At 68.3% G+C, this 19,421-nt stretch carries 20 protein-coding genes; 10 read left to right on the forward strand and 10 right to left on the reverse strand.

The genetic code is table 11. The features are described from left to right. The first annotated feature begins 9 nt into the window (after nucleotides 1-9). A complete protein-coding gene (locus tag ACIN94_RS06300) occupies nucleotides 10-996 on the forward strand; it encodes a carbohydrate kinase family protein (protein ID WP_400700389.1) in 987 nt (328 codons plus the stop codon). 51 nt (nucleotides 997-1,047) lie between these two features. Here the strand turns inward: ACIN94_RS06300 and ACIN94_RS06305 are convergent, their stop codons facing one another. The 3 genes from ACIN94_RS06305 to ACIN94_RS06315 are packed head-to-tail and all read right to left on the reverse strand — an operon-like array spanning nucleotide 1,048 to nucleotide 2,961. Then, entirely contained in the window at nucleotides 1,048-1,470 is a 423-nt protein-coding gene (locus ACIN94_RS06305; protein ID WP_400700391.1) for a CBS domain-containing protein, read from the reverse strand. Between the two features lie 59 nt (nucleotides 1,471-1,529). Continuing rightward, on the reverse strand, nucleotides 1,530-1,799 hold the full coding sequence (locus tag ACIN94_RS06310; protein WP_400700393.1) for a sulfurtransferase TusA family protein: 270 nt from the start codon (nucleotides 1,797-1,799) through the stop codon (nucleotides 1,530-1,532). 25 nt (nucleotides 1,800-1,824) lie between these two features. After that, a complete protein-coding gene (locus ACIN94_RS06315; RefSeq protein WP_400700395.1) occupies nucleotides 1,825-2,961 on the reverse strand; it encodes a cysteine desulfurase family protein in 1,137 nt (378 codons plus the stop codon). A 168-nt stretch (nucleotides 2,962-3,129) separates the two neighbouring features. On the opposite strand from ACIN94_RS06315, the gene coxB reads away from it, so the two are divergent. From coxB to ACIN94_RS06335, 4 genes are all read left to right on the forward strand, one after another. Then, nucleotides 3,130-3,927 (forward strand): cytochrome c oxidase subunit II, encoded by a 798-nt coding sequence (gene coxB, locus ACIN94_RS06320; protein WP_400700397.1) that lies wholly within the window; start codon nucleotides 3,130-3,132, stop codon nucleotides 3,925-3,927. A gap of 32 nt (nucleotides 3,928-3,959) precedes the next feature. After that, nucleotides 3,960-5,585, forward strand: coding sequence for a cytochrome c oxidase subunit I (gene ctaD, locus ACIN94_RS06325; RefSeq protein WP_400700399.1), 1,626 nt, complete (start codon nucleotides 3,960-3,962; stop codon nucleotides 5,583-5,585). After that, nucleotides 5,582-5,977, forward strand: coding sequence for a cytochrome c oxidase subunit 4 (locus ACIN94_RS06330; protein ID WP_400700401.1), 396 nt, complete (start codon nucleotides 5,582-5,584; stop codon nucleotides 5,975-5,977). The genes ctaD and ACIN94_RS06330 overlap by 4 nt, the downstream gene beginning before the upstream one ends. A 156-nt stretch (nucleotides 5,978-6,133) precedes the next feature. Beyond that, complete coding sequence (locus ACIN94_RS06335) at nucleotides 6,134-7,342, forward strand: Ig-like domain-containing protein (protein WP_400700403.1); 1,209 nt, start codon at nucleotides 6,134-6,136, stop codon at nucleotides 7,340-7,342. A gap of 176 nt (nucleotides 7,343-7,518) precedes the next feature. Here ACIN94_RS06335 and ACIN94_RS06340 read toward each other — a convergent pair whose 3' ends face one another. Genes ACIN94_RS06340 through ACIN94_RS06355 form a run of 4 tightly spaced genes read right to left on the reverse strand, consistent with a single transcriptional unit; the run spans nucleotide 7,519 to nucleotide 11,687 of the window. Next, nucleotides 7,519-9,150, reverse strand: coding sequence for a cytochrome bc complex cytochrome b subunit (locus tag ACIN94_RS06340; RefSeq protein ID WP_400700405.1), 1,632 nt, complete (start codon nucleotides 9,148-9,150; stop codon nucleotides 7,519-7,521). After that, a complete protein-coding gene (locus ACIN94_RS06345) occupies nucleotides 9,147-10,253 on the reverse strand; it encodes a ubiquinol-cytochrome c reductase iron-sulfur subunit (protein WP_400700407.1) in 1,107 nt (368 codons plus the stop codon). Before ACIN94_RS06345 ends, ACIN94_RS06340 begins: the two co-directional genes overlap by 4 nt. After that, nucleotides 10,250-11,062 carry a c-type cytochrome gene (locus ACIN94_RS06350; protein WP_400700409.1) on the reverse strand — a complete coding sequence of 271 codons (813 nt, stop codon included), beginning with the start codon at nucleotides 11,060-11,062 and terminating at the stop codon, nucleotides 10,250-10,252. The genes ACIN94_RS06345 and ACIN94_RS06350 overlap by 4 nt, the downstream gene beginning before the upstream one ends. Nucleotides 11,063-11,078: 16 nt before the next feature. After that, complete coding sequence (locus ACIN94_RS06355; RefSeq protein ID WP_400700411.1) at nucleotides 11,079-11,687, reverse strand: heme-copper oxidase subunit III; 609 nt, start codon at nucleotides 11,685-11,687, stop codon at nucleotides 11,079-11,081. A gap of 203 nt (nucleotides 11,688-11,890) precedes the next feature. Here ACIN94_RS06355 and ACIN94_RS06360 point away from each other — a divergent pair, with 203 nt between their 5' ends. From ACIN94_RS06360 to ACIN94_RS06370, 3 genes are all read left to right on the forward strand, one after another. Further along, nucleotides 11,891-12,289, forward strand: a complete 399-nt coding sequence (locus tag ACIN94_RS06360; RefSeq protein WP_400701651.1) for a hypothetical protein — start codon at nucleotides 11,891-11,893, stop codon at nucleotides 12,287-12,289. Nucleotides 12,290-12,307: 18 nt separating this feature from the next. Beyond that, the gene (gene trpD / locus ACIN94_RS06365; protein ID WP_400700413.1) at nucleotides 12,308-13,354 is read left to right on the forward strand and encodes an anthranilate phosphoribosyltransferase; all 1,047 of its coding nucleotides are present in this window, start codon (nucleotides 12,308-12,310) and stop codon (nucleotides 13,352-13,354) included. An 83-nt stretch (nucleotides 13,355-13,437) separates the two neighbouring features. Next, nucleotides 13,438-14,223 carry a sensor histidine kinase gene (locus ACIN94_RS06370; protein ID WP_400700415.1) on the forward strand — a complete coding sequence of 262 codons (786 nt, stop codon included), beginning with the start codon at nucleotides 13,438-13,440 and terminating at the stop codon, nucleotides 14,221-14,223. A gap of 34 nt (nucleotides 14,224-14,257) precedes the next feature. Here the strand turns inward: ACIN94_RS06370 and ACIN94_RS06375 are convergent, their stop codons facing one another. From ACIN94_RS06375 to ACIN94_RS06385, 3 genes are all read right to left on the reverse strand, one after another. Further along, nucleotides 14,258-14,545 carry an Lrp/AsnC family transcriptional regulator gene (locus ACIN94_RS06375; protein ID WP_400700417.1) on the reverse strand — a complete coding sequence of 96 codons (288 nt, stop codon included), beginning with the start codon at nucleotides 14,543-14,545 and terminating at the stop codon, nucleotides 14,258-14,260. 43 nt (nucleotides 14,546-14,588) lie between these two features. After that, nucleotides 14,589-16,313: a DEDD exonuclease domain-containing protein gene (locus ACIN94_RS06380; protein WP_400700419.1), complete on the reverse strand. Its 1,725-nt coding sequence runs from the start codon at nucleotides 16,311-16,313 to the stop codon at nucleotides 14,589-14,591. A 99-nt stretch (nucleotides 16,314-16,412) separates the two neighbouring features. Then, nucleotides 16,413-16,544, reverse strand: a complete 132-nt coding sequence (locus ACIN94_RS06385) for a hypothetical protein (RefSeq protein ID WP_400700421.1) — start codon at nucleotides 16,542-16,544, stop codon at nucleotides 16,413-16,415. 253 nt (nucleotides 16,545-16,797) lie between these two features. On the opposite strand from ACIN94_RS06385, the gene ACIN94_RS06390 reads away from it, so the two are divergent. Next, complete coding sequence (locus ACIN94_RS06390) at nucleotides 16,798-18,060, forward strand: NYN domain-containing protein (RefSeq protein WP_400700423.1); 1,263 nt, start codon at nucleotides 16,798-16,800, stop codon at nucleotides 18,058-18,060. Between the two features lie 231 nt (nucleotides 18,061-18,291). Next, complete coding sequence (locus tag ACIN94_RS06395) at nucleotides 18,292-19,248, forward strand: NlpC/P60 family protein (protein WP_400700425.1); 957 nt, start codon at nucleotides 18,292-18,294, stop codon at nucleotides 19,246-19,248. The last annotated feature ends 173 nt before the right edge of the window (nucleotides 19,249-19,421 follow it).

Below are 19,421 nucleotides of genomic sequence, written 5' to 3' on the forward strand. Positions count from 1 at the left end.
AAAGATCCCGTGCGCATCGCCGTCACCGGCTCCATCGCGACCGACCATCTGATGACCTTCCCCGGCAGTTTCGGGGATCAGCTCATCGCCGAACAGCTCGACCGGGTGTCCCTGTCGTTCCTCATCGACGACCTGCAGGTCCGCCGTGGCGGCTGTGCGGCCAACATCGCCTTCGGCATGGGCTGCCTGGGGCTGACGCCCATCCTCGTCGGCGCCGTCGGCACGGACTTCGCCGACTACCGCTCCTGGCTGGAGCGTCACGGGGTCGACTGCGAGTCGGTTCACATCTCCGAGCTCCACCACACCGCCCGCTTCCTGTGCACCACCGACGAGGATCACAACCAGATCGCGTCGTTCTACACCGGTGCGATGGCCGAGGCCCGACTGATCGAGCTCGGCCCGATCGCCCAGCGTCTCGGCGGCCTGGACCTGGTGCTGGTCAGCCCCAACGATCCCGACGCGATGCTCCGGCACACCGAGGAGGCCCGCCGACGGAACATCCCGTTCGCGGCCGACCCGTCGCAGCAGCTCGCCCGCATGCCCGGGGAGGACATCCGCCTGCTGATCGACGGCGCCGCCTACCTCTTCAGCAACGACTACGAAAAGGGGCTGATCGAGCAGAAGACCGGCTGGTCCGACGGGGAGATCCTCGATCGGGTCGGCGTCCGCGTCACCACGCTCGGCCCCAAGGGCGCCGTGATCGACCGCAAGGACGAGCCGTCCCTGCACGTCTCCCCGGCCCCCGAGCTCGGCAAGGCCGACCCCACCGGGGTGGGCGACGCCTTCCGCGCCGGATTCCTGGCCGCACTGGCCTGGGGCCTGTCCCCGGAGCGCTGCGCGCAGGTCGGCAACCTCACCGCCACCCACGTCCTGGAACGTGTCGGCGGGCAGGAGTACCAGCTCAGCCAGAAGGTCTTCCTGGAGCGCTTCGCCGCCGCCTACGGCGCCGAGGCCGCCGCAGAGGTGGCCCCGTCCGTGAAGTGCCACTACGCCTGAGTTCTCCTACGCCGGGGACCATGAGGTCCCCGGCGTCACGGCTGCCGGAGGTCAGGCCTTCGCGTAGACCCGGTGGACGAATTCGGCGAGCTGGTCGTCCGGAAGACGCCGGGCGAGGTCCGCCTCGCTGATCATTCCGACGATGCGGTTGTTTTCGATCACCGGGAGCCGCTTGATCTGGTTCTCCTCCATCTTGACCAGAACCTCGGAGACGGTGGCGTCCGCGGGCACCCAGACCAGGCCGATGGCCATCTCCCCGGCGGTGATCTGCGATGGGTCCTTGCCGGCGGCCACACACTTAACCACGATGTCACGGTCGGTGATGATGCCCTTGAGCCGGTCGTCGCTCCCGCAGATGGGCAGCGCCCCGACCTTCAGCTCCCGCATCAGCTGCGCGGCCCGGTCGAGCGTCTCGTGTGCCTCGATGCACCGGGCACCCGAGCTCATCAGGTCCTTGGCGGTCTCACCACTCATGTGTTCCCCCCGAAACGTGTGCTGACCTTTCGGAGGGGTCCTACCCGTTTTCTGCCGGGTCAGTAGTTACGTCGCACATGGACGGCCCAGCCGCCCCCGGGGAGCTCATAGCTGGCCACGTGGTGGTGGGACTTCAACCGGCACCAGGCCGGGATGTCGGTGAAGGCCGCGGGGTCGTCGGCGAGGACCGAGACGATCGCGTTGCGCGGCACGTGGTTGATCTGTTCGGCGAGCATGATGATGGGGATCGGGCACTTCTTGCCCAGCGCGTCGATGGTCAGCGCCGGAGGCTGGGTGGATCCCTCGGTGGTGGCCTGCCTGGACGTCATGTGACCTTCTTTCCCCGAATGCCGCTCACGACCTTACTCCCGCATCTTCGCGGATCTTCTTCACTATGTCAGGAAGGACCGTGAGGAAGCGGTCGACATCCGTCGCGGACGCGCCCTGCGGCAGCGACACGCGGACATTACCGTGGGTGAGGACGCGCATGGCCTCCAGAACATGTGACGGACGGAGCGTACTCGCCGTACATGAACTGCCGGAGGATATGGCGAATCCCGCCCTGTCCAGCTCTGTCAGTAATGCCTCACCTTCTACGTAAAGACACGAAAAGGTGACAATATGCGGGGCGCGTCTGACGGGGTCGCCGATGACCTCGACGTCCGGGACACGCCGGGGCACCTCCGTCCTGATCCGGTCCACGAGGGCCGAGAGCCGCGCCGACTCCTGCGCCGACTCGGCCACCATGGCGCGCAGCGCGGCGGCGGCCGCGACGATCGCCGGGACGTTCTCGAAGCCGGGGACCCGGCGCCGCTCCCGGTCGTCCTCGGGGAGCGGGCTGCGCCACCGGGTGCCCTTGCGGACCACCAGCACGCCGACTCCCGCGGGGCCGCCCCACTTGTGCGCGCTCGCGGTCAGCACCGACCAGCCGCCCGGCAGTGGCATCCGGCCCGCGGTCTGTGCCGCGTCCACCAGCAGCGGCACGCCGGCCTCGGCGCACATGGCCGCCGCCTCGGTGACCGGCTGGACGGTTCCCACCTCGTGGTTGGCGCTCTGCAGGCAGGCCAGGGCCGTACCCTCCGCGAGGACCGCCGCCCCGAAGGCCGCGAGGTCCACCGCACCGCTGCGGCCGACAGCGACCGTCTCGACCGAACCGCCGTCACGCTCGTGGACCCCGGCGGCGTGCAGCACGCTGGAGTGCTCCACCGCGGAGGTCACCAGGCGCCGCCCGGCGCGGCGCCGTCCGTGCAGGGCGCCGAGCACGCCCAGATGCACGGCCTGAGTCCCGGAGGTGGTGAACGAGACCTCGTCGGACCGGGCGCCGAGCGCTTCGGCGACCTCGGTACGCGCCTGTTCGAGTAACATTCTTGCCCGGCGGGCGGGACCGTACAGTCTTGACGGATCGGCCCAGCCGACGTCGAGCGCCGCGATCAGAGCCTCGCGTGCCTGAGGGTGCAGCGGCTCGGTGGAGGCCGCGTCGAAGTACGCCACGCCTTAATCGTCGCACCAAGTGTGGCGCAATCGGGGGTTGCGCGGGGGGGCGGAGGTGGTCCGCGCTAGTGTGTCCCCCAGCGTAAAGCTGTGAATTACATTTTGTGAGCACAAATAAACGACCGCCCAGGAGCGACTCCTGGGCTTCATCTGTGGGGTAGGCGATCCGTGAGTCCGACCCGCCGTTCTGCACGGCGTCTGTTGGCCCGCCGCCGGGTGCCACGCGCTGCCGCTCTGGCGCTGCTGCTGGTGTCCGCGACGGCGTGTAGTGCCGATGAGTGGTCCCGTGGCGGACTGCCCGGCGCCATCACCAAGCAGGCTGAGACCGTCCAGGATCTGTGGAACGGATCCTGGATCGCCGCTCTCGCCACCGGTGTGGTCGTGTGGGGCATGATCCTTTGGTCCGTTGCCTTCCATCGCAAGAAGAAGCACTCGAAGGACGAGCTGCCGCCTCAGGTGCGCTACAACCTCCCCATCGAGATCCTCTACACAGTGGTGCCGATCATCATGGTCGGCGTGTTCTTCTTCTTCACCGCGCGTGACCAGAACTATGTCAACGCGCTGTCCGGTCATCCCGACGTGAAGGTCAAGGTCGAGGGTTTCCAGTGGAGCTGGCGCTTCACGACGGAATACGACGGCAAGAAGGTCGAAGTCGTCGGCAGGCCCTCCGACGACTACACCAAGGGACCGCAGCTGGTGCTCCCGGTCGAGAAGAAGGTCGAGTTCGACCTCGTCTCCCCGGATGTCATCCACTCGTTCTGGGTGCCGGCCTTCCACTTCAAGCGTGACGTGATCCCCGGTGTGGAGAACAAGTTCGAGGTGGACACGCTCAACAAGCCCGCGGTCTACGCCGGCCGCTGTGCCGAGCTCTGCGGTGTGGACCACAGCCGGATGCTCTTCTCGGTCAAGCTCGTTCCGCAGGCCGAGTTCGACCAGTACATCGCTAGCCAGGCGGGTGCCCAGTGACCGCACTTAACGAACCCATCACTCTCGCGCCGGTGCCGACCCGCAAGGGCTCGATCATCGCGAAGTGGACGTCGTCCACCGATCACAAGATCATCGGACATCTCTACCTGATCACCTCTTTCATCTTCTTCCTGATCGGCGGCGTCATGGCGCTGATCATGCGAGCGGAGCTGGCCCAGCCGGGCCTGCAGTTCACCAGCAACGAGCAGTTCAACCAGCTGTTCACCATGCATGGCACGGTCATGCTGCTCATGTTCGCGACGCCGCTGTTCGCCGGGTTCGCCAACGAGCTGATGCCGCTGCAGATCGGGGCGCCGGACGTGGCGTTCCCGCGTCTGAACATGGTCAGCTACTGGCTGTTCACCTTCGGCAGCCTCATCGCCCTGTCGGGTTTCCTCACCCCGGGTGGCGCGGCCAGCTTCGGATGGACGGGTTACGCCCCGCTGTCGAACGCGATCAGCTCGCCGGGCATCGGCGGTGACCTGTGGATCCTCGGCCTGACCATGAGCGGTCTGGGCACGATCCTCGGCTCGGTCAACTTCATCACCACGATCGTCTGCATGCGCGCCCCCGGCATGACCATGTTCCGTATGCCGATGTTCACCTGGAACGTGCTGCTCACCTCGATCCTGGTGCTGATGGCCTTCCCGGTGCTCGCCGCCGCCCTGCTGGCCCTGGAGGCCGACCGCAAGCTCGGTACGCAGATCTTCGACTCGACCACCGGTGGCGCGCTGCTCTGGCAGCACCTGTTCTGGTTCTTCGGCCATCCCGAGGTGTACATCATCGCGCTGCCGTTCTTCGGCATCGTGACCGAGATCCTGCCGGTCTTCAGCCGCAAGCCGCTGTTCGGCTACATCGGCCTGGTCGGCGCGACCATCGCCATCGCCGGCCTGTCGATCACGGTGTGGGCGCACCACATGTTCGCGACCGGCCAGGTGCTGCTGCCGTTCTTCTCGTTCATGACGTTCCTCATCGCGGTCCCGACCGGTGTGAAGTTCTTCAACTGGCTCGGCACGATGTGGCGCGGTCACCTGTCATTCGAGTCGCCGATGCTTTTCTCGATCGGCTTCCTGGTCACCTTCCTGTTCGGTGGCCTGACCGGTGTCATCCTGGCCTCGCCGCCGCTGGACTTCCAGGTGTCCGACTCCTACTTCGTGGTGGCCCACTTCCACTACGTGGTCTTCGGCACCGTGGTGTTCGCGATGTTCGCCGGTTTCTACTTCTGGTGGCCCAAGTTCACCGGCAAGATGCTGAACGACAGACTCGGCAAGGTGCACTTCTGGACGCTGTTCGTCGGCTTCCACACCACCTTCCTCGTCCAGCACTGGCTCGGCTCGCAGGGCTTCCCGCGCCGCTACGCCGACTACAGTCCGATCGACGGTTTCACCGACCTCAACATGGTCTCCTCGGTGGGTGCGTTCCTGCTGGGCGCCTCCACGCTGCCGTTCCTGTACAACGTGTGGAAGACCCACAAGACCGCGCCGAAGGTCACGGTGGACGATCCGTGGGGCTTTGGCGGCTCGCTTGAGTGGGCGACCTCGTGCCCGCCGCCGCGGCACAACTTCACCTCGCTGCCGCGCATCCGGTCCGAGCGCCCGGCGTTCGACCTCAAGTACCCGCACGTCTCGGCCCCTCGTGAGCTGGAGGAGACCCGATGAAGGTCCAGGGCTGGTTGTTCATCCTCTGCGGAGTCTTCTTCGCCGCAGTGGACGTCGTCTACTGGTTCTGGTCCAGGGAACCGGTCGGCACGACGGCGATGGCCATCTCGGTGGGCTTCGCCTTGATGATCGGTTACTACCTGATGTACACGGCTCGCCGCATCGGTGCGCAGCCGGAGGACAACAAGCAGGGGGAGATCAGCGACGGCGCCGGAGAGCTCGGTTTCTTCAGCCCGCACAGCTGGTGGCCGCTGTTCGTCTGCCTGGCCGTCTCGCTCACCGCGGTCGGTCTGGTCATCGGCTGGTGGCTCTTCATCATCGGTGTCTTCGCGATCATCATGAGCATGATCGGGTTCGTCTTCGAGTACTACCGAGGACACTTCTCGCACTGATCTTGGCCGATCTCGGCCAGAGAGCGGACCACGGAAAAATTCCGTGGTCCGCTTTTTGGTGTTTGTTGACGGATTAGGACTGATGTCCTCCGTGGTGTTCCGCTTACTCCGGGTAATAACAGAATCAGTAGATCAGTCCGGGACAGGGGAGTTCACGTGGGGCAGGCGATCCGTGGTTCGATCCAGGGGGCCGGGTTGCTGGCCCTGGTGCTGGTGACCTCATGTACGGCCGGGGGTGGCGCCGGTGCGCCGGGTACGGCGAGTTCCCAGGGCCACGCGGACGCCGCGGTCACCGTGGCGCCCGCCGACAGGACCGGCAAGGTGCCCACCGACGCGACCGTTCTGGTGGCGGTGGAGGGCGGGGTCCTGAAGAAGGTCACTGTGAGCGGCGGGAACAGCTCCCTGCCGGGCGTACTGAGCGCCGACGGCACCCAGTGGCGCAGCCGGGGCACGGCGACTCCTGGGACCTCCTACCAGGTCAGGGCGACGGCGGTGAATCCGGCGGGCAAGATCACCGAGACCACCACCTCCTTCTCCACCGTCAAGGCCGCCAAGACCTTCTCCATCGAGACCTTCTTACCGAGCAAGGACATGACGGGCCTCACCGTCGGCGTCGGCATGCCGATCATGATTACTTTCGACCAGCCCATCACCGACCGCGTCTCGGTGGAGCGGAACCTGGTGGTCCAGAGCTCCAAGCCGGTCTTCGGGGCCTGGCACTGGTTCGACGACAAGACGGTGCACTTCCGCCCCAGGCAGTTCTGGCCGGCCCACACCAACGTCCGGGTCGAGGCCCGTCTCGCGGGCGTGCGCGGCGCCGCCGGTCTGTACGGCAAGCGGAACCAGAGCATCAATTTCAAGGTCGGCCGCTCCCAGATCACCACGGGAAGCACCAACTCCCACTACCTGGTCGTCAAGCGCGAGGGCAGGAAGATCCGTGAGATGCCCATGAGCGCGGGGCAGGGCGGCGTCTGGAAGTACTACACGACCAGTGGTGTCCACCTGGCCATGTCCCGTGAGTCGTCCACCGTCATGACCTCGCCCGGTATCGGGCCGGGCCAGGCGGGCTACTACCAGATGACCGTCTACAACACCGTCCGGATCTCCAACAGCGGCGAATACATCCACAGCGCCCCGTGGTCGGTGGGGTCGCAGGGCTACTCCAACGTGAGCCACGGCTGCGTCAACATCAGTCCCGAGAACGCCAGATGGTTCATCGACAACACCCTGATCGGCGACCCGATCATCATCACGGGCTCTCCCCGCGAGCTGGAGCCGACGAACGGCTGGGGCCACTGGCAGGAGAAGTGGAAGCAGTGGCTCCAGTGGAGCAGCGTCAAGCACTTCACCACCGAAGCCCGGTGACACCGATGGTGGCGAGGTCTCCCCGGTGGCCCTGAGAAGGCCCTGAAGAGGCCGTACGGCCCGGAGAGAGCTGTCTCGGGGTGAGGGGGCTGTCGGGTCCATGGGCACGGCAGGGACCCTCTCAGGAAAGCGACAGGGCCCGGACACCGAGGTGTCCGGGCCCTGTCTGTGGCGGATCAGCGGGTGAGGGAGTCGTCGTCCTTACCCGAGCCGATGGCCGCGTGCTCGTCGTGACCGTGGCCACTGTCGAGCGGGATCTTCTCGCCGCCGTAGGCCTTGCTCCACTTGGCGCGGAGCCTGCCGAGCGGGCCGCGCATCCCCTTGGAGGGGACGTCGCCGGTCTCTTCGGTTCCGGCGATCATCGGGACCGGCGTCTTGCCCCGCATGTGAGCCTCGATGGCCTCGTGCGGCGGAACGTGAACCTCGATGTACTCACCCGTGGGCAGGCGCTTGATGACGCCGGACTCCACGCCGTGTGCGATGACCGAGGCGTCGCTGCGCTGCAGGCCCAGGCAGAAGCGGTAGGTGATGATGTAGGCCACGATCGGGCCGACGATGACCAGCACCCGGCCGGTGTAGGTCGTCCAGTTCAGCGAGACGTGGAAGAACGAGGAGATCTCGTCGTTCGCGCCCAGCAGCCACAGGACGCCGTAGAACGTCACCGCGGAGATGCCGATCGAGGTGCGGTGCGGGTTGTTGCGGGGACGCTCGGCGATGTGGTGCTCGCTGCGGTCCCCGGTGATCCACTGCTCGACGAACGGATACAGGGCCAGACCGGTCATGACGATGCCCATCGGGACCAGCGCCGGGATCAGCACGCTCAGCGGTAGCGTGAAGCCCAGGAAGTTGATCTCCCAGGCAGGCATCAGACGGAGCGAGCCCTCCAGGAATCCCATGTAGAAGTCGGGCTGCGAGCCGGCCGAGATGTCCGCCGGTGTGTAGGGGCCGTACAGCCAGATCGGGTTGATCTGGGCGAAGGTGCCCAGCAGCGCGATGACGCCGAACGTGAACATGGTGTAGGCGCCGGCCTTGGCCATGAAGGCCGGGTAGAACGGGGCGCCCACCACGTTGGTGTTCGTACGGCCCTTGCCCGGCATCTGCGTGTGCTTCTGCACCCACATCAGGATCAGGTGGGCGCTGATGAGCGCCAGCAGGATGCCCGGGATGAGCAGGATGTGCAGCGAGTAGAACCGGGAGACCACATCCTCGCCGGGGTATTCGCCGCCGAAGAGGAAGAAGGTGATCCAGGTGCCGACCAGCGGCAGGGAGATCGCCACGCCCTCGGTGATCCGCAGACCGGCGCCGGAGAGCAGGTCGTCGGGGAGGGAGTAACCGGTCAGGCCCTCCAGCAGCGCCAGCGTCAGCAGGCCGACGCCGATGAGCCAGTTGAGCTCACGCGGCTTGCGGTACGCACCGGTGAAGAACACACGGAGCATGTGCACCATCATGCCCGCGACGAACAACAGGGCGGCCCAGTGGTGCATCTGCCGCATCAGCAGACCACCGCGGACGTCGAAGCTGATGTCCAGCGTCGAGGCGTACGCCTCGGACATCATGATGCCCTTGAGCGGCTCGTAGGAGCCGTCGTATACGACGTGACCCATGGAGGGTTTGAAGAAGAAGGTCAGGAAGGTACCGGTCAGCAGCAGGACGATGAACGAGTACAGCGCGATCTCGCCCAGCAGGAACGACCAGTGGTCGGGGAAGACCTTCCGCAGGTTGCGCTTGAGGAAGTTTCCCGCGCCGATGCGGTCGTCGAGGAAACTGCTCGCGCCCGCTATGGGCTTCGGAACGGTTCCGGTGCTCATGCGTGGCCTCCGTTCTCACGGACCTCGGCCTCAGCGTCGCCACGCTCCCAGAAGCTGGGACCGGGTGGGACGGCGAAGTCCGCCGTGGCGACGAGGTATCCCTCATTATCCACGGAGATGGGCAGCTGGGGCAGCGGCCGTGCGGCCGGACCGAAGATGACCTTGGCGCCGTCGGCGGCGTCGAAGGTGGACTGGTGGCACGGGCACAGGATGTGGTGCGTGGTCTGCTCGTACAGGGCCGCGGGGCAGCCGACGTGCGTGCAGATCTTGGAGTACGCGACGATGCCGTCGTGCGTCCAGTTCAGGTTCGTTCCGGACTTGATCTCTTCCGGGCGGAATTTGATCAAGATCAGCGTGGCCTTGGCCAGTTCGTTCAGGTCGTGCTCGTAACCCTCGGGCACCACCGACAGGATGCCGCCGGGGGAGTTGAAGTCCGCCGCGCGGATCGGCGCGCCGGTCCCCTCGACGACGAGCTTGCGGAGCTTGCCGTCCTGGGTCTTCTTGCCCCAGACGGTGTGCCTCAGCTTGCTCGGGAAGTTGGCGTAGGACGGGCCGAGGTCGCGCAGCAGGACCAGCGGGATCAGACCCAGCGGGGCCGCGGCGAGCAGCAGCGTACGGCGGAGCAGCGGCCGCTTGGTGATGCCGCTCTCGCTCACGCCCTGCGTGAAGGTCTCGGCGACGTAGGACCGGGTCGGGCTGTCGGAGGCCATCGGGTGGCGCTCCTGGACCAGGTCGTACTTCGGCATGATCATCCGGACCCAGACCACGAGGCCCGCGGCCAGCGCGAGCAGCGCCACCGTGAGCGCGCTGCCCAGGGCGAGGGTGGAGGTCTGCGTCTTGTGGATGTCGCCGACCTGGAACGCCACGTAGGCGACGATGAAGCCGATGCCCGCGAGCAGGGCGACGAGGAAGCACAGGGCGGCGATCTTCTCGCCCTTCTTCGCCGTCGCCTCGTTCTGCAGGGTCACGCCGGGAACGTCGATGTCCCCGGCACGCTCCTCCGCTCCGAGCAGGGAGGTGTCCGTGGCGGGAGAGGGGGTGCCGATGACGCGTCTGGGCACGCGTGCGTCGGGCTGCTCGATATCGTGATTGTTGTCAGTCATTTGTGGGCCTGTCGCTTCTTCGCGGTGATCCAGATGGCGGCCAGGGAGAGGAGGCTGATGCCCGCGATCCAGACCACCAGACCCTCACTCACCGGGCCGATACGGCCGAGGCCGGCGCCGCCCGGGTTGGGCTCCTCACGCACGCCCACGATGTAGGCGATCATGTCCCGCTTCTGCTCGGGAGTGATGATGCTGTCGTTGAACACCGGCATCGCCTGCGGGCCGGTGATCATGGCCTCGTAGATCTGCGTCTCGGTGGCCTCGTGCAGCGGCGGAGCGTACTTGCCCTGGGTCAGTGCGCCGCCCGCGCCGACGAAGTTGTGGCACTGGATGCAGTTCGCACGGAACAGCTCGCCGCCCTTCGCCTTGTCACCCTTGGTGGCGTCGACCTGGTCCTTCGACGGGACGGTCGGGCCGCCGCCGAGCGACTGGATGTAGGCGCCGAGCTGCCTGACGGTGTCCTCGTTGACCCACGGCGCCGGAGGCTTGCGGGGGGCCTGGGCACCGGGGTTGGACATGGGCATGCGGCCACTGCTGACCTGGAAGTCCACAGCCGCCGCGCCGACGCCGATGAGTGACGGGCCCGTCGCCGAGCCCTCGGCGTTGAGACCGTGGCAGCTGGCGCAGCTCTGCTCGAAGAGCTTCTTGCCCTGAGCGACGTCGTCGGCCCTGCCGGATGCGATGGCCGCGTCAGCTCGCTCACTCGGCGGGGCGAGAAGGGCGTAGAACCCTCCGACCAGCGCGAGGGCCAGGAGCAGGACGGCGTATCTCGCGAGGGGATGCCGCCGCCTAGCGGTGATCCTGTTCACTGAGATCCCCGATTCCTTAATGAATGCCGTAGATGGTCACGAAAAGGCCGATCCAGACCACGTCGACGAAGTGCCAGTAGTAGGACACGACGATCGCGCTGGTCGCCTGCTCACGGGTAAAGCGCTTCGCGGCGTACGTGCGTCCCAGCATGAACAGGAACGCGATCAGTCCCCCGGTCACGTGAAGGCCGTGGAAACCCGTGGTCAGGTAGAACACCGAGTCGTACGCGGAGTGCGACAGGGTGTGCCCTTCTTGGACCAGCTGGCCGTACTCGTACAGCTGGCCGCTGACGAACACGGCGCCCATCAGGAAGCTGACGAGGTACCAGAAGCGGAGCTTGGCGACCTGGCCCTTCTCGGCCGCCCACACGCCCAGCTGGCAGGTCACACTCGACAGGACCAGGACGGTCGTGTTGGCCAACGCGAACGGGATGTTCAGGTGAGCCTCGGGCCAGGGCAGGCCCTGACCCAGACTCACCGACCGGATGGTGAAGTACATCGCGAACAGCGCCGCGAAGAACATGAGCTCAGAGGACAGCCAGACGATCGTCCCGACGCTGACCAGATCGGGCCTGCGGGACGGATGTGCTGTCGTCGTCGTTGATATTGCGGATGCTGTCGCCACGCCAGCATTATTGCGGCTCACTGGCTCGGGTCGCCCCACGACCCCCCAATAGGGGGCTCAAACGTCCGTTCAAACTGGACGTACGCGGAATTTTTCACACCGATGCCTCCGGCCTGGGCCCTCGGGCCGGGCGGGCGGTACCATCCCAGGTGACCATACATCGACAAGGGATAGTGAGCGCGACCGTGAGCACCGACGACAAGATGAGGGTCCTCGTCTACAGCGACGACGCGAGCACCCGTGAGCAGGTGCGGCAGGCGATCGGCCGGCGTCCCGCCGCCGACGTGCCCCTTGTGGAGATCGTGGAGTGCGCCACCCACGCGAAGGTCGTCCAGCACCTCGACTCCGGCGAGATCGACGTCGCCGTGCTCGACGCCGAGGCCCGGCCGGCCGGGGGCATGGGCGTGGCCCGTCAGGCCAAGGACGAGGTCCACGACTGCCCGCCGATCTGCCTGCTGATCGCCCGCCGCGACGACCGCTGGCTGGCCGAATGGTCCCGAGCCGAGGCCGTCGTGCCGCAGCCGATCGACCCGGTGGTCCTGGCCGACACCGTCGCCGACCTGGTGCGCCGCCGCCTCTCCACCCGCCTGACCGCCCGGTAGAACACTCTGGAGACCCCCATGGACGCGCGCACCACCTGGCCCGCGCTGCTGACGGCCCTGATCGCCGGTGAGCACCTGACCGCCGACGAGACCGCCTGGGCGATGAACGAGATCATGTCCGGCTCGGCCACGTCCGCGCAGATCGCCGGCTTCGCCGTGGCGCTGCGGGCGAAGGGGGAGACGGTCGCGGAGGTGACCGGGCTGGCGCGCACGATGCTGGAGCGGGCCACCCCGCTGTCGGTGGAGGGGCCCATCGTCGACATCGTCGGCACGGGCGGCGACCGCGCGCACACGGTCAACGTCTCGACGATGGCCGCGATCGTGGCCGCCGCCGCGGGCGCGCGGGTGGTCAAGCACGGCAACCGCTCCGCGTCCTCCCTGTGCGGCGCCGCCGACGTGCTGGAGCATCTGGGGGTCGTGCTCGACCTCCCGCCCGCCGCCACCGCCGCGCTCGCCGCCGAGGCGGGCATCGCCTTCTGCTTCGCGGCGTTCTACCACCCGGCGCTGCGCTTCGCCGGGCCGACGCGCAAGGAACTCGGCATCCCGACGGTCTTCAACTTCCTGGGTCCGCTGACCAACCCGGCCCGGCCCCAGGCGCAGGCGATCGGCATCTTCGACCCGGGCATGCTCCCGGTGGTCGCGGGCGTCTTCGCCGAGCGGGGGGTGTCGGCGCTGGTCTTCCGGGGCGACGACGGGCTGGACGAGCTCACCACCGCCACCACCTCCACGGTCTGGGTGGTGCGCGAGGGCACCGCCACCCGGGCCGTCTTCGACCCGGCCGTGCTGGACATCCCCAGGTCCGCGGCCGACGCGCTGCGGGGCGGGGACGTCGCATTCAACGCCCGGGTCGTGCACGACCTGCTCCAGGGCAGGACCGGCCCGGTCCGTGACGCGGTGCTGCTCAACGCCGCGGCGGCGCTGGTCTCCCTCGACGGCAAGGGCGACGACCTGGACACCGCCATGTCCGCCGGCTATGAGCGGGCCGTTCAGGCCGTCGACTCCGGCGCCGCCGCGGCCACCCTCGACCGCTGGATCGAGAGCAGCCGGTCGCTGAAGTCGCGCTGACCTCGGCTCTCCCCTCACGGACGGATGGAAGCTCCACCCGTGAGGGGATGCGGACCCTCCGCGGGCCGTCCTAGATTGCGCCCATGTGGCGTGTCGATCCCTTGGCCGAGCGGATACCGGCTGTCCTGGTGCTGTTCATGGCGTCCGGCCTCGGTCTGGTCGTCGCGGGGCTCGTCCGCGAACGCCGGGTCCTGCTCCGGAGGCTCCGCTGCGAGCAGGCCAGGCTCGCCGAGCAGCAGGACGCGCTGGCCCGCGCCGTCCTCACCGAGGAACGGTCCCGCATCGCCCACGAGCTGCACGACGTGGTCGCCCACGGGATCAGCATGATGACGCTCGGCGTGGGCGCCGGACGGATGATCATGGAGAGGGATCCCGCGCGGGCCCGTGAGATCCTGCGGCTGGCCGAGAAGTCCGGCCGCCAGGCACTTCTGGAGCTCCAGCGCATGTTGTGCCTGCTGAAGACAGAGGATTCCCCCGGGAGCAGGGCGCCCCAGCCCAAGCTGTCCGATCTCGCCGATCTGCTGGTTCAGGTCCGTAAGGCGGGTCTGCGGGTGGACATGACCGAGGACGGCAGCCCCGTCGAGATCGGCCTCGCCCTTGAGCTGTCGGTCTACCGGATCGTCCAGGAGGCGCTCGGCAACACCCTCGGGCGTGCCCGGGCGCGGTCGGCCCACGTCATCCTGCGCTGGCGGCCGGGCTTCCTGGACGTGCTGGTCCGTGACGACGGCCAGGCCGCCGCGGCGACGACCACCGGCCACCGGCTGCTGCGCATGCGCGAGCGCGCGATGCTCTTCGGCGGGACGCTCGAAGCCGAGGTCCGCCCGGAGGGAGGGGTCGAGGTGCGGGCCCGGCTGCCCACGGTGGGTTGAGGCGCACCCGGGTCCCCGCCCGCCCGCGTGAGCGTCAGTCGGACTCGCCGAGACCGATGGAGAAGGCGGCGTCGAGATCGTGCTTGGAGTAGGTGCGGAAGGCGATGTGCGTCTCGGTGCGCAGCACTCCCTCGACCTTGTTGATCCGCCCGGGAATGACCTCGGCGATCTCCTCGTAGGCGGAGACGCGGACCATGGCCATCAGGTCGTACTCCCCGGTGACGGAGTAGACCTCACTCACCCCGTCGATCTCGGCGATCGTCTGGGCGACCTCGGGGATCCGGTCCACCTCGGCGTTGATGTGCACGATCGCGGTGACCACGAGCTTCCTCCTCGTTGAGTACGGCTTGCAGACTCCGAAGTTATCAGCGCCTCGGGCGGCCCTCACGCGTCTGGTGCGGTTCTGAGGGGCGGTAGGCGCGGTCGAGGAGGCTCTTGAGCCGTCCCGCGCCGTTGATCGGCAGGCTCCAGGTGCCGTCCACCTGGACCAGCCGCACCCCCGGGGTCTCCAGCCAGCGCAGGATGCACTCGGTCTCCTCGGCACCGGCGGCGGGGACGGGGCCCGGTCCCGGCACGACGGTCTCGGCGGTGGCCACCAGCGCGTCCACGAACGGGGTGGGGTGGGCGCCCTGGGGCATCACCCCGGCCGAGGCCAGCCGGCCGTACCGGACGACATGGATCTGCCAGCCGCCGCCCGTCACGAGGGAGGCCGCGACCATCTGGGGGATCGTGGTCAGTGCCCGTAGCCGCTGCATACGGGCGGAGGCGCGGACGTAGGAGGCGAGCCGGTCACGGTCGGCCGCGGCCTCCTCGTAGCGCTGGTCGAGGGCCAGGCGCTCCATCCGCGCCTGGAAGGCGGAGAAGACCGGGGTGACGTCCAGCTCCATGGCCCGCCGTGCGGTCGCGGCGTGCAGGCCGTACTCCTCGACGCTCTGGAGGCCCTCGCATGGTGCTCCGCACCTGCCGAGCCCGGCGAGGGCGCAGGCGGAACGCCTGGTGCGCGGGGTGATCCCCTCGGTGCACTGCCGCAGCGGGATCGCCTCGTGGAGGGCGGTGCGGGCGTCCTCGGCCGCGCGGGTGCTGGTGAACGGGCCCAGGTAGCCGGCGTCGTCGTCCTTGACCTCGCGGACGATCGACAGGCGGGGGAAGGGCTCGTCGGTGAGTTTGAGCCAGACCATCTTCTCCGGGAAGCGTGATCTGCGGTTGTAGCGCGGTTTGGCCGAGCCGATCAGCCGGAGCTCCCTGACCTCGGCCTCCAGCGTGGTCGCGCAGACGATCGGCCGGACCCGCTCGGCGATGCCGATCATCTCGCGGATCCGGGGCCGGGTCTCGCCGGCGGTGAAGTAGCTGCGCACGCGGTTGCGGAGGTTGGTGCTCTTGCCGACGTAGAGCGGGTCGCCGCGCTCGTCTTCGAACACGTAGACGCCGGGACCGGTCGGCACCGCGTCGGCCAGATGCCGTTTGCGTCGCTGCTCAGGGGTGGGCGCGCGGACGAAGCCCCTGAGCTCCTCCAGGGTGTGCACTCCGAACGAGCCCGCCCGCTCCAGGAGCGCGTGGAGCACGTCCACGGTGGCCCGGGCGTCGGCGAGGGCGCGGTGGCAGGGCTCCGTCCTGCTGAAGATCCGGGCCAGCGTGGAGAGCTTGCAGTTCGGCACCTCGTCGCGGGTCAGCAGCTTGCGCGCCAGCACGACGGTGTCGACCACCGGATGGGTGGGCGGGGGGTGGTCGTGAGCGGCGCAGGCGGCCTTGAGGAAACCCAGGTCGAATCCCGCGTTGTGCGCCACGAAGGTGGAGCCCTCGGCGAACTCCAGGAACGCCGGCAGTACCGACTCGATCCGCGGTGCCGTCCTGACCATGGCGTCGGTGATGCCCGTCAGCACCGAGATGAAAGGGGGGATGGGCGATCCGGGATCGACCAGGGTGGCGAACTCGCCCAGGATCTCCCCACCCCGGACCTTGACCGCCCCGATCTCGGTGATCGCGTGCTCGTGCGCGGAGACCCCGGTGGTCTCCAGGTCGAACACGACGAACGTGATCTGGCTGAGCGGGGTGCCCAGCTCGTCCAGCGTTCCCTGCACGACGTAATCCACGGTTCCCGACCCTAGAAGCCTCGGCCGACATTTAACGCCCCGGGTCCCCCTGACGGGTGGCGCGTCCTCCAGGCCCGCCACCTCGCGGGCGGAGCGGCTTCACCTCCCGTGGGTTCCGTCCAGCATCCGCTCGATCGCGGCCCGGTGGATGACCAGGTCGTCGGGGTCCTCCGGCAGCGCCTCGCTCGCCGAGGTCGCGGGTGGAGGTGCGGATCTGCTCGATCTGGCCACGCTGTTCGCCCATCGCGCTCTCCCGGGTGGCGTACGTCACGAGTCGCTGGGCACAGTCGTATACCTACGATCAAGCACTTGTCCACATGCGGTTCACCGTTATGGCAGATGGAATCCGGATTTCTGGCCATGTCCGGGCCGGGGTGCGGTAGCCGTACCCTTGACGTGAAGACCAATCCGAGTAGGGGCCGTGATGAGTTCAGCCGGAGAAGGCCTGTCTCGTCCGTTACCCGAGCAGGTCCGCTTACATGTCGTGGAGCTGGCATCCCAGGTCCTGGGGGCGATGCCCGCCGCCACCGTGCCTTTGCCGCTCAGGGGGATCGCCAGATTCGATCCTCGCAAACGGGCCAAGCTGGGCAGTGCGCCGATCGCCGCACAGCTGGAGAGCGACAAGGAGTTCCGGGAGCTGGTCGCAGAGACGCTGAGTGCGGGCTGGCCCGAGCTGGTGACGAGCCTCTCGGAGGGCGTCGTACCGCCGGCGGCCGAGCCCGTTCTGGTCGCCGCCGCCGCCTACCTGACCCGGCCGCCCGGCTGGCCGGAGATGGTGGAGGTCGCCCGCGCCGACCTGGAGCGGTCGGCCGCCGCGGCCGAGGGCTCGGCGCAGGAGCAGACGCTCAACCGGCTGCGTGAGCAACTGGCCGCACAGAAGACCTCGGCGAAGGAGGAGTCCGACCGGCTCCGTGACCAGCTCAAGACGGCCCGCTCGGAGATCTCCGACCTGCGCCGCAAGCTGCACGACGCCCGCGAGCGGGCCAAGGCGGCCGACGCGCGGGCCGCCGAGATGGAGGATGCCGCTCAGGAGATCAGAGCGGCCGCCGCCTCGGCCGGCAGCGCGGGGGAGAGCGAGCTGCGCCGCCTGCGTGAGCGGCTGGCCGATGCCGAGCGGCAGCTGGAGGCCACTCGCAGGGCCGCTCGCGAGGGTCGCAGTGTGGAGGACACCAAGGTCCGGATGCTGCTCGACGCGCTCCAGGACGCCGCCGCGGGGCTGCGCAGGGAGCTCGCACTCCCCTCCGGCATCAGCAGGCCCGCCGACTCGGTGGCCTCGGTCGCGCCCGGCAGGCCAGGGGTCCAGGCGGTGCCCGCCCGGGCGCTCGCCGATGACGATCCGGTCCTCCTCGACCAACTGCTCGCGCTGCCGCAGATCCACCTGATCGTGGACGGCTACAACGTGACCAAGACCGGCTACGGCACGCTCACCCTCGTCGACCAGCGCAACCGCCTGCTCACCGGGCTGGGCGCGCTCTACGCGCAGACCCGCACCGAACTGACCTGCGTCTTCGACGGTGCCGAGCTGAACGCCCCGGTCCCGGTGTCGGCACCCCGGGGGGTCCGGGTGATGTTCAGCGCCCCCGGTCAGATCGCCGACGACCTGATCCGCCAGCTGGTCCGCGCCGAGCCCGTCGGCCGTGCCATCGCGGTGGTCTCCTCCGACCGCGAGGTGGCCGAGTCGGTGCGCCGGATGGGCGCGCGACCGGTTCCGTCGGGCCTGCTTCTGCGGCGTCTCGGGCGGGGCTGAACCTTTAGCCGTAGGACGCGTTGAATCACCGCGGCCAAGCGGGACTGGGCTGCGGTGCGGGACGCCACAGCATGACCGCGAAGATCTGTGGGATCGCTACCTGTTCGTAAGGAGTAAACCGGCCAAAAAGGTGAGCTGATCCTTACTTCTTCTGTACTATTTCGCCCAGGTCTTTGCACTGGGGGAGGCGGCGCCGTGGCCGTGGCGGGTATGCCGGTTAGATTCGGGCGGATGCCGATGGCCGCGGGGCTGGCCCTGGTGCTCCTGCTGATGCCGACCGGCGGTGCGTTCGCGGAGCCGAAACCGACCCTCGCCGAGGCCAAGAAGCAGCTGGAGAAGCTCAACGACCAGGCTGACGGGATCGTCGAGAAGTACAACCAGGCCGGCGAGAAGGTGAAGAAGGCCCGGCAGAAGTACGCGACGCTGAACGGTGCCCTCAACCGCCAGAACGCCAAGGTCGCCGGGCTCCGTAAGGAGCTCATCACGATGGCCGTCAGCAGCTACCAGCTGGGCAGGGTGAGCGGCTGGGAGGGCCTGATCAACCAGACCGACCCCGCGGCGCTGCTGAGCGGGCTGGCCACGGTCGACCAGATGTCCGCCTCCCGCGCCCTGTCCCTGGAAGCCTTCGACGAAGCGAACAAGACGCTGCGCGACAACCGCAACAAGGCCAAGACGGCCCTGGCCGAGGCCGACGCGACGCGCGACGAGCTAGCAGCGGCGAAGACCAAGGCCGACGCGATGGTGAAGGCGCAGACCAAGCTGCTGAGCGACCTCGGCGCCTTCCAGCCCGGAAACCCCAACAGCCTCGGAATTCCGTACAACGGCCCGGCCTCGGGCAACGCCAGGGCCGCCCTGAGCTTCGCCTTCGCCCAGGTCGGCAAGCCCTACCGGTACGGCGGCACGGGTCCCGGCGGCTGGGACTGCTCCGGCCTCGTCCAGGCCTCCTGGCGCAGCGGCGGCGTCGGCCTCCCCCGCACGACCTGGGAACAGTGGAGCTGGGGCGCGAACCGCAAGGTGCCGCTGAGCAACCTCCAGCCAGGGGACCTCGTCTTCAGCGAGGGCCTGGGCCACGTGAGCATCTACGCGGGCAACGGGAAGATCGTCCACGCCCCCCAGACCGGAGACATCGTCAAGGTCGTCCCCCTGTCGGCCTACGGCCGCCGCCTGGTCGGAGCCGTCCGCCCCTGACCTCGCGGGGGTCCGCCCGTCTCACGCGGGCCCGCGCGGTGTCCGGACGGCTGCCGCGGTGAGCCCGCGGAGCGGTCAGGCGCAGTCGATGGCGTCGGCCCAGACCGAGGTGTAGGAACAGAAGTCAACCAACCGGCCGTCCGGCCGACGGCCGCCAGGCGGACGTCGCCGGC

Source organism: Streptosporangium sp. NPDC087985, assembly GCF_044741965.1.
Lineage (GTDB): Bacteria > Actinomycetota > Actinomycetes > Streptosporangiales > Streptosporangiaceae > Streptosporangium.